This window comes from uncultured Anaerotruncus sp. (genome assembly GCF_902490045.1).
In the GTDB taxonomy this organism is placed as follows: domain Bacteria; phylum Bacillota; class Clostridia; order Oscillospirales; family Ruminococcaceae; genus Anaerotruncus.
Genome location: NZ_CABUCJ010000090.1, coordinates 1 through 9,874 on the forward strand (window position 1 = coordinate 1; position 9,874 = coordinate 9,874).

Sequence of the window (9,874 nt, forward strand, 5' to 3'; positions counted from 1 at the left end):
CCGCACGGCTCTTTCGTGTTTTTTGGTCAGATGCGCGCCGCGCCGCAGGAGGCGGCGGACTTGCTGCCCTGAAAACGCCTGTTTTTTCACGGCCGACAAAATCTCTTTCGTTTTCGGGGAAAAAGAGATATAATAGGAGAGACATCACAGGGAGGCGGCCCGCGCAGTTTGAATACGCGCGCGGATCGCGGATTTCCGGACGACCGGGGGATTATCGAAAAACACGGTCCGCTCAGAGCAGGATCGAAATGAGCATCATCTCCAAAAGGCGCGCGTAGATCGGCTCGAGCTCCTCGATGGGCAGGGGATTCTGTCCGCGTCCGATTTCGATCGTGAAGGCGGGCCGGTGCAGGTGGTCGATGAACCAGTCCTTGAACCCGCCGTGAGAGGCGGTCCCCTCGGGGGAGGCGAGCCGGTAACCGGACGCGGACGCGAGCACCTGCGCCATCAACTGGGAGCGCACCGGCGTGTGCGGCCCGTAGCGGTAGTAGATCTCCTCCCCTTGGGAGTGGAAGGCGTACGCCTGCCGCAGGTCGAACGCGCAGCAGAAATTCACGAGGGAGCGGGTCTCCGGCTCGCTGTGGGGGGAAGTTCCGCCGTAGCGCGTCGGGCCGGGAACGGTAAAGCCCGCTTCCTCCTCCAGTTTTTTGAGCTGGGGGAAGCCCGCGTCGAAATTGTGGTTGAGGTCGATGCCCCGCGCGTTGGCCTGCCAGTGGGAGGTGTCCCCGCCGCCCGCCTTTTCGACGAAGGCGCGGAGCTGCCCCGCCGATTCGGCCCCGTGCAGGCTGATCTCCACCCCGTCGGGGTTGAGGCAGGGGATGATTGCAATCGAGCGGTTTTCCAGCGTGCGGGCCATATCGATGTCGGCGAGCGGCTCGCCGGTGGTCATCGCGCGCAGGACGTCCTCGCAGAAGCGGAAGAGCAGCAGGGTGGTCAGCCATTCCATCCCGTGCACGCCTCCGACAAAAAGGGTGCCCCGGTAGACCTCCCCGATTCCCAGCGCGTAGATGCTGCGCCCGAGGACCGATTTCCCGATCGGGAAGGTCTTTAAAAAGGGGAACCGTTCCTTCAGCTCGCACACCGCGCGGCGGATGTTGTCGTAGCCGGGAGGCTCCCTGTAAAATCCGTCAAACATACCGTCTCACCTCTAAGCCCAGTCTATGTGGCGCAGGGCTCGTATTAGTACGGCGGGCAAGCCGGAAAAAGCGCCGCGCGGGCGGCTTTCACGGAGAAACAAATCGGAACCGAGATACAGGAGGAAATTGGGATATGGCCCACTATGAAAAAACAATCGATTCACGGGTGATTTATGAAGGCAGGATTTTGAGCCTGCGCCGGGACACGGTGGAGCTGGAAAACGGCTCGACTGCGGCGCGCGAGGTGGTCGACCACTCGGGCGGCGTGGCGGTGCTCGCGCTCGACGAAAACGACAACATCCTCTTTGTCTCGCAGTTCCGCTACCCGTTTGGGGCCGTGCTGCTCGAGCTGCCCGCCGGCAAGCTGGAGAAGGGGGAAAACCCCGCCGAATGCGGCATGCGGGAGCTCGGGGAGGAATGCGGCTGTGCCGCCGACCTCTTCCAGCCGCTGGCGAAGCTGTATCCCACCTGCGCCTACGACACCGAGATCATCCACATTTTTTTCGCAGCGGGGCTGCGTCCCACGCGGCAGCATCTTGACGAGGACGAGTTTTTAACCGTCCGCCGCATCCCGGTGGAAAAAGCGGTGCAGATGGTGCTGGACGGGGAAATCCCCGACGCGAAAACCCAGATCGGCATTTTAAAATTTTACGCGCTGCGCCAGGCCGGAAAGCTCTGAACAAACGGGGACCGGTTTGTTATGGGAAATCATTCCTCGCGTCCGGGCTGTTATTTTTGACCCGGATGCATACAATAACTGCGAAATAACCACGTTATTTCACCGGTTTATGCTGGTTTCCCACTTCAAATGTGAAAGGAAGAATCCAATGAAATCAACCAAAGCGTTCATCGCGACGGCATTGGCGCTCGTTATGCTCGTTTCGTTGACTGCGTGCACCTCGCGGAATGACAACACGTCCTCCTCGAGCGTCGCGCCCTCTTCGGCCCCGGCCGCTTCTTCCATGGCTCCGTCTTCCTCTGAGCCGGACGATCTGATGTCCAGTATTGAAGACGGCGTCTCGGATGCCGCGTCCAATATCGAAAGCGCCGTGACCACTACCATGAGCACCGATTTTGACAAAATCGGTGCTCTTGGCAGCGATCAGGTCAAGTGGGGACCCGGCGTGCTCGTCGACGAGTCAAACCGCACCACCGAGCCGCAGGTGCACCAGGAAGAGTACGGCCGGTACGGCGCCTACTTTATCGCCCCGGCCGACTGCGGGAAGTTCTACTTAACCTTTGACGAGGGCTACGAAAACGGCTACACCCCCCAAATCCTCGACGTACTTAAAGAGAAAAACGCCAGCGCGGTCTTCTTTGTCACCCTGCCGTTTGTAAAATCCTGCCCCGACCTCGTTCAGCGGATGATCGACGAGGGGCATGTCGTGGGCAACCACACCAGCCACCACTGGAACCCGACCCAGAAATCCCTGGACGACGCCTATGAGGACATCCGGGAGCTCCACGACTACATGCTGGAAAACTTCGACTACGAGATGACCCTCTACCGCCCGCCCGAGGGCGCGTTCAGCGAGAAGACGCTCGCCATGGTCCAGCAGACGGGCTACACGACGGTGCTGTGGAGCTTCGCCTACAAGGACTGGGACCCGAACAACCAGCCGGGCGTGGACACGGCGCGGGAGCGGACGGAAAAATTCATCCACGAGGGCGCGATCTATCTGCTGCACGCGGTGAGCCATGACAACGCGGAAATCCTCGGCGATTTGATCGACGAGGTGCGGGCGCGCGGACTGGAGATCTGCGAATGGGATCTGCCCTACGTCCCGCCCGCCGACGCGACGGCTTCTTCGGCCGACGATTAACGCCAAAAGTTTCGTCCACCTTTTTAAAGGTGGCGGGTGAGAAAAAGGCCGGCGCTTCTGACGAAGCGCCGGCCTTTTTCCAGGGCGGAGCCCTCGGCCCGGGCCCGCAGGCCCTGCTTCAGGCGTATTTTTGGGGTTTGGGGGCCTTTTGCAAGAGAAAGGGCCCTCAAGGGGGCGTTCCGCTCGCTGCGGCGAGCGGCGCGGGGCGCTGCCCCGCGGCCCCGCCGCCTTTGGAAAAGGCGGGCGAAACTTTTCATTTTTAGATAAGCTGTTATTCCGACGCCGCCTTCTTTTTCAGGCGGCCGTAGTACTTCGCCGTGTAGGCGGTGTACTGCGCCTGGTAGCCGCCGTCATGCTGGTCCCCGCGCAGGCGCTTGTACTCGTGGCGGTCGATCTCCTCCAGCCGGCTGTCGTAGGTGAGCACCGACTCGCCCACGTTGGAGCAGAGGTCCGCGATCCGCTCGATGTTCGAGAGCGCCTCGACATAGGGGAACGCCGCGTCCACCGTGCACTTGCCCCGCCGCAGGCGGTCGATGTGCTTGTCCTTGAGGAGCTGCTCCATCTCGTCCACGACCTCCTCGAGCGGCGCGATGCTCGCCGCCGCCCTGCGGTCCACCTTCTGGAAGGCGTCAACCGCCAGGTCGAGGATCTCCTTGACCGCCTCGCAGATCGTCTGCATCTCCTCGGTGGCCTTTTTGGAAAATTTCGTCTTGGTTTCAAACATCCGGTCGGCGCATTCGCAGATGTTCTCCGCGTGATCCGCCACCCGCTCGAACTCGCCGCAGGTGTGCAGCAGCTCGGAGATGCTGCGGTTCTCGCTGTCCGAAAGCTCCCGCTCGCCCAGGCGCAGCAGGTAGGTCTCCACGCGGTCCTCGAGCTTGTCCACCACGTCCTCGTTCTCGTTGATCCGCTCAACAACCTTGGGGTCGTACTCGAAGAGCAGCCCGATTGCGCTCAGATAGTTCTGCCGCGCGATGTTCGCCATCTGCACGACCGCCTCGCGGGCGTGCTCCACAGCAAGTCCCGGGGAGACGAGCAGGCGTTCGTCCAGCGTGATCGCCGTGATCTCCTGGTCGCGGTCGCCCGGCTTGTCGCGGACGATCGTGCGCGCGATCTTTTCCAGCAGGCCGACCAGCGGGATAAAGATCAGCGTGACCGTCACGTTGAAGATCGTATGGAAGTTCGCGATGCCGCCCTTGTCGATCGGCGCGTCCCAGAAGGAGAAGCCCACAAAGTGCTGGAAGGTGTAGCAGCCGATGACAAAGATAATCGTGCCCAAAATGTTGAAGCTCACATGCACGGCGGCGGTGCGCTTCGCGTTTTTGGAGGCGCCGATCGACGCCAGGATCGGCGTGATGCAGGTGCCGATGTTCTGGCCCATGATGATCGGGAAGGCCATCGAATAGGTGATCAGCCCGGTGGAGGTCAGCGCCTGCAAAATACCGATCGACGCGGCCGACGACTGGATCGCGGCGGTGACGAAGGTACCGACCAGTATGCCGATGACCGGGTTGCGGAAGGTCGCGAAAAGACTTGTGAACCAGGGCTCGTTGCTCAGCGGGGCGACCGCCCCCTCCATCGCGAACATCCCCGTGAAGAGGACGCCGAAGCCGAGCAGGATGACGCCGATGTTCTTCTGCCGGTCGCGCTTGGCGGACATGAAGAAGAGGATGCCCACGATCATCGCCAGCGGCGCGAGGGACTTGGGCTTTAACAGCATGAGGAAGAAGTTGTCGGTCTGCAGATCGCTCAGGCGCAGGATGTGCGCGGTGATCGTGGTACCGATGTTGGCGCCCATGATGACGCCGATGGCGTTGCGCAGCTTGAGGACCTGCGCGTTGACGAGGCCGACGACGATGACCGTCGTCGCGGAGGAGGACTGGATGGCCGCCGTGACCAGCGCGCCGAGCGCGACTCCCTTGATCACCGTGTCGGTCATCTTCTCAAGCGTCCGCTCGAGGCGGCCGCCCGAAGCGCGTTCCAGGCCGGACGCGAGCATCGACATGCCGTAGAGGAACATTGCCAAGCCGCCCAGCAGGCTGATAAACCCAAAAATATCCAAGTTGTTTCACCACTTCATTTTACGTAGTTTTTTCTTATTTTTTACCATACGAAACAATTATATCGAAAATTTCCGGGCTTGTACAGGGCTTTCGGGCGTTTCGTCTGAATTTTGCGCGAAAACTCCCGATTGCGCGCAAAAAATCCCCGGGACACGGGCGGATGCCCGCGTCCCGGGGACAGTTTCGCTTCTCAGGAATCGCTTTCCTCCGGGGCCGCCTCATCGGCGGAACCCTCCTGCTCCCCGTCGGGGGCCTCCTCGTCGGAAGCCTCCTCCCTGGGGGCGCGCGCCAGCGTCACGACGCGGCTGTCCTCCGCCACGCGCATCGCGCGCACGCCGCCGCCGTAACGGGACTGCACGGTGATCTCCTGAACGGGGATGCGGATGATGACGCCGTCGTCGGTGATGAGGATCACATCGTCGTCGCCGTCCACCATCTTGACCCCCGCGACGGGGCCGTTGCGGTCGACATAGTAGTTGCGGATGCCCTTGCCGCCGCGGCTCTGCAGGCGGTACTGGCCGACCTCGGTGCGGCGGCCGAGCCCGCTCTCCGACACGGTGAGCACGGTGGCGTCGCCGTTCCCGCGCACCCGCGCCATGCCGACGACCTCGTCGCCCTCCTCGAGCGTGATCGCGCGCACGCCGCGCGCGGAACGGGAGAGGGGCCGCGCGTCCTGCTCGTCGAAGCGGATGGCCATGCCGCCCCGCGTCGCGACGATCAGTTCGCTGGTGCCGTCGGTCTGGCGGACCCAGGCGAGCTCGTCGCCGTCGTCGAGCCCGATCGCGATCAGCCCCATGCGGCGGACGTTGCGGTAGGCCGACAGCGGGGTGCGCTTGATCACGCCCCTGCGCGTGACCATCACGAGGTAGCGGTCGTCCATGTCGTACTCGTCTGCCCCCACCTTGATGAGCGCCGTCACCTTCTCGTCGGCATCCATCTGGAGGAGGTTGACGATGTTGGTGCCGCGCGAGGTGCGGGAGCCCTCGCTGATTTCATAGCCCTTGAGCCGGAAGCACCGGCCCTTGGAGGTAAAGAACATGATATAGTCGTGGGTGGAGCAGATGAAGAGCTCCTCCACGAAGTCCTCCTCCCGCCTCGTCATGCCCGAAACGCCGCGGCCGCCGCGCCGCTGGGTGCGGTAGGCGTCGACCGGCTGCCGCTTGAGGTAGCCGAAATGGGTCAGCGTGATGACGCAGTCCTCGACCGGGATGAGGTCCTCGATGTCCACCTCGCCGCTCACCGCCACGATTTCGGTGCGGCGCTCGTCGGCGTATTTCTGGCGGATCTCGCCCAGCTCCTCCTTGACGATCGACATGACGCGGCCGTAGTCGCCGAGGATCGCCTCGTACTCCGCCACCCGCTCGAGGATCGCGGCCAGCTCCTCCTCGATCTTGATCCGCTCCATGCCGGAGAGCTGCCCCATGCGCATCGCCACGATGGCGGACGCCTGGATATCGGTGATCGAGAACCGTTCGATCAGGTTCTGCTTCGCGTCCGGCACGTCCTTCGAGTGCCGGATGATCGAGATGACCTCGTCGGTGTTGTCACAGACGAGCTTGAGACCCTCGAGGATATGTTCGCGCTCCCTGGCCTTGCGCAGGTCGTATTTCGTGCGGCGGATGACGACCTCGCCCTGGAAGTCGATGTAGTGGGTGAGGATCTCCTTGATCGGCATGACCTTGGGCACGCCGCCCGACAGCGCCAGCATGATGACGCCGACGGTGTCCTGGAGCTGGGTGTAGGAGTAGAGGCGGTTGAGCACCACCTGGGCGTTGGCGTCCCGTTTGAGCTCGATGACGATGCGCATGCCGTCCCGGTCGCTCTCGTCGCGCAGGTCGGAGATCTGCTCGACCCGCTTTTCCTTGACGAGATCGGCGATCGACTCGATCAGGCGCGCCTTATTGACCATGTACGGGATCTCGGTGACGACGATCCGCTCACGGCCGTTCGGCATCTCCTCAACCTCGCAGCGGGAGCGCAGGGTGATCTTTCCGCGGCCGGTGGCGTAGGCCGCGCGGATGCCCGCGCGCCCCATGATGATGCCGCCGGTCGGGAAGTCCGGCCCCTTGATGTACTGCATGATCTCCTCGAGGGAGGCGTCGGGGTTGTCGATCAGCATGCAGGCGGCGTCGATCACCTCGCCGAGGTTGTGGGGCGGGATGTTCGTCGCCATGCCCACCGCGATGCCCGTCGACCCGTTGCAGAGCAGGTTGGGGAAGCGGGAGGGCAGTACGACCGGCTCCTTGAGGCGGTCGTCGTAGTTGGGCATGAAGTCGACGGTGTCCTTCTCGATGTCGGTGAGCAGGGAGAGGGACATCCTGCTCATGCGGCTCTCGGTGTACCGGTAGGCGGCCGGCGGGTCACCGTCGACCGAACCGAAGTTGCCGTGGCCGTCGACGAGCGGGTAGCGCATCGAAAAGTCCTGCGCCAGACGCACCATCGCGTCGTAGACCGACGCGTCGCCGTGCGGATGGTACCGGCCGAGCACGCTGCCGACCGTGTCGGCGCATTTGCGGTAGGCCTTGTCGGGGGTGAGGCCGTTTTCGTGCAGGGTGTAGAGGATGCGCCGGTGCACCGGCTTGAGGCCGTCGCGCACGTCGGGCAGCGCGCGGCTGACGATGACCGACATCGAATAGTCGAGGAAGGATTTCTTCATCTCGCTCTCGATGTCGATGTTATGCATACGCTGTTCGATCAGTTCGGGGTCGAACACGTCGTCCTTGGAATCATGGGTTTCCTTCTTCATCTGTATCATCTCCTATTCGGGCCGCAGGGAATCGCCGGAAGTTCATTTCCTCTTTCCGAAGAGGGGCCGCCGTTGTTCCTCGGCCACCTTCTCAAACCGGTCGCCGAGCCCCTGGCGCAGAACGCCGCAAAAGCGTTCGGCGGTGGCCTCGTCGAGCTGGTTCTTCGGGACGGTGACGACCCTGTTCTTGTCGTAGCAGACCGCGTAGACGCCCTTGTAGTCGTAGACGCTGCAGGAGCCCGAGAAGTCGATGCGGTAGCTGCCGCCCCCCTCGCGCACGTCGATGCCCTCGCGGGTGGCAACGAGCTCGAAGCGGGGGGAATGCTCCCTCAGCCGCGCCGCGTATTTGCGGTTGTTGTTCGCGGGGAACTTGAGGATCACATAGAGCAGGACGAGCGCGGCGATCACCATCACCCAGCTTACGAGGGTCTGCATCCCGTTGTTTTTGAAGAGGTCCCCCCAGAACATCCAGATCACGACGAACACGCCGAGCAGCTGGATGTTGCGGTGCGCGTCGATCCGGCTCTTCCTGTCGGAGATTTCGAGCCCGTCGAGCACGTCCGCCTCATGCGTTTCAAAGGAGAACTCCACCCGGCCGTAGTCGACCCCGGCGTGGCGGCGCTCGTATTCCCCGTCGTCGATTTCCTCCTCATCGGGTTCGCCGCCGGCTTCGTCCGGCGGCGCCGCGGCCTCCTCCTCCGGCTGGGCGCAAAGGGCGGCTTCCGCCTGCGCCTCCTGCTCCCCGGCCACGGCCTGCTTCATTTCTTCGCTCATACCTGATACCTCGGCTTTTCATAGTTTTCGCACATCTCCGCGAGGAACTTCTCCACCGCGTCGATCTGCGGCTCGATCTGGGACTTGGGGACAAGCAGGCAGCGGCGGGGCTCCAGCATGATCAGGAAAAGCCCCTCCGACTCCTTCACCGAATCGATCGTGTGCCAGTAGGTTTCGACCTCCTTGTCCTGGATGTGCTCGACGCACTTGTTGGGGTAGAAGTCGATCAGCATCTTTTCCTGCAGGCAGGCGTTCTTCTGGTACTCCCTGCCCACCGCCTTGGAAAGCGCACGCTCGTAGAAGAATTTGTAATAGAAGAGGCTGCGGAAGCCGAGCAGGAAAATCACCGCCAGCAGCGCCCACGAGAGGGGCGTCGCGCTGGAATAGCCCAGCGCCACCGAGAGGACCAGCAGCAGCCCGACGCCGATTTCGACGGCGCCCATGATGGTCATCTTCTTTTTGCTCTTCTGCACGTTCGCGGCGTTCATGATGCGGTAGAAATCGAGGTAGTCCTCCAGCGGCAGGAAGAAGTTCAGCGTAAACAGCTTCTTGACCTCCGGCCGGCTCTCCGCGGCGTCGAGGTCCCCCTCGTCCGCCTCCGCCCGCAGCTCCTGCGCGAGCGCCTCTCCGGTATCGCTGGCGGCCGCCTCCTCCCCGGAGATTTCCGCGGCTTCCTCCACCGTTGCGGCGGCGTCCCGCGTCTCAAAATTGTCCTGTTCCCGCATAGCGCGTCTCCTCTCTTCCGAACGTTAAATATCCAGGTTCTGCACGTATTTCGCGTTCTGCTCGATAAAGTCCCTGCGCGGTCCGACCTTGTCGCCCATCAGGATCGTGAAGATCTCGTCCGCCTTGACCGCGTCCTCCATCTGGACCCGGATCATCGTGCGGTTTTCGGGATTCATCGTCGTCTCCCACAGCTGCTCGGGGTCCATCTCGCCGAGGCCCTTGTAGCGCTGGACGTCACATTTGCCGTTGCCGTCGGGGCAGAGCTCCCGGATATAGTCGTCCCGCTCCTTGTCCGAAAAGGCGTAGCGCACCTGCTTGCCGCGGCTGATCTTGAAGAGGGGGGGCTGCGCGATGCAGACATGCCCCTCCTCGATCAGCGGGCGCATGTAGCGGAAGAAGAAGGTGAGCAGCAGTGTGCGGATGTGGGAACCGTCGACGTCCGCATCGGCCATGATGATAATCTTGCCGTAGCGGAGCTTTTCGAGGTCGAACTCGTCGCCGATGCCGGTGCCCAGCGCGGTGACGATCGGCATGAGCTTGTCGTTGCCGTAGACCTTGTCGAGCCGGGCCTTTTCCACGTTGAGCATCTTGCCCCACAGGGGGAGG

General features: G+C 62.7%; 9 protein-coding genes. 2 read left to right on the plus strand and 7 right to left on the minus strand.

Features of this window, described 5'->3' with window-relative positions:
- Window positions 1–232: 232 nt before the first annotated feature.
- On the minus strand, window positions 233–1,135 hold the full coding sequence (locus tag RDM88_RS09465; protein ID WP_308754601.1) for a M14 family metallocarboxypeptidase: 903 nt from the start codon (window positions 1,133–1,135) through the stop codon (window positions 233–235).
- Between the two features lie 134 nt (window positions 1,136–1,269).
- Between RDM88_RS09465 and RDM88_RS09470 the strand changes: the two genes are divergently transcribed.
- Window positions 1,270–1,815, plus strand: a complete 546-nt coding sequence (locus RDM88_RS09470; RefSeq protein WP_308754602.1) for an NUDIX hydrolase — start codon at window positions 1,270–1,272, stop codon at window positions 1,813–1,815.
- 99 nt (window positions 1,816–1,914) lie between these two features.
- On the opposite strand, the gene RDM88_RS09475 is transcribed toward RDM88_RS09470, so the two are convergent.
- Window positions 1,915–2,100 (minus strand): hypothetical protein, encoded by a 186-nt coding sequence (locus RDM88_RS09475; RefSeq protein WP_308754603.1) that lies wholly within the window; start codon window positions 2,098–2,100, stop codon window positions 1,915–1,917.
- A 31-nt stretch (window positions 2,101–2,131) separates the two neighbouring features.
- Here RDM88_RS09475 and RDM88_RS09480 point away from each other — a divergent pair, with 31 nt between their 5' ends.
- Complete coding sequence (locus RDM88_RS09480; protein ID WP_308754604.1) at window positions 2,132–2,959, plus strand: polysaccharide deacetylase family protein; 828 nt, start codon at window positions 2,132–2,134, stop codon at window positions 2,957–2,959.
- Window positions 2,960–3,230: 271 nt separating this feature from the next.
- Here RDM88_RS09480 and RDM88_RS09485 read toward each other — a convergent pair whose 3' ends face one another.
- The 5 genes from RDM88_RS09485 to RDM88_RS09505 all read right to left on the minus strand — a co-directional run.
- On the minus strand, window positions 3,231–5,021 hold the full coding sequence (locus RDM88_RS09485; protein ID WP_308754605.1) for a Na/Pi cotransporter family protein: 1,791 nt from the start codon (window positions 5,019–5,021) through the stop codon (window positions 3,231–3,233).
- Window positions 5,022–5,212: 191 nt separating this feature from the next.
- Window positions 5,213–7,768: a DNA gyrase subunit A gene (gene gyrA, locus RDM88_RS09490; protein ID WP_308754606.1), complete on the minus strand. Its 2,556-nt coding sequence runs from the start codon at window positions 7,766–7,768 to the stop codon at window positions 5,213–5,215.
- 42 nt (window positions 7,769–7,810) lie between these two features.
- Window positions 7,811–8,542 carry a hypothetical protein gene (locus RDM88_RS09495; RefSeq protein WP_308754607.1) on the minus strand — a complete coding sequence of 244 codons (732 nt, stop codon included), beginning with the start codon at window positions 8,540–8,542 and terminating at the stop codon, window positions 7,811–7,813.
- A complete protein-coding gene (locus tag RDM88_RS09500; protein ID WP_308754608.1) occupies window positions 8,539–9,267 on the minus strand; it encodes a YcxB family protein in 729 nt (242 codons plus the stop codon). The genes RDM88_RS09495 and RDM88_RS09500 overlap by 4 nt, the downstream gene beginning before the upstream one ends.
- Before the next feature lie 24 nt (window positions 9,268–9,291).
- Window positions 9,292–9,874: toprim domain-containing protein (locus RDM88_RS09505; protein ID WP_308754609.1), on the minus strand; the 583-nt coding region annotated here is incomplete at its 5' end.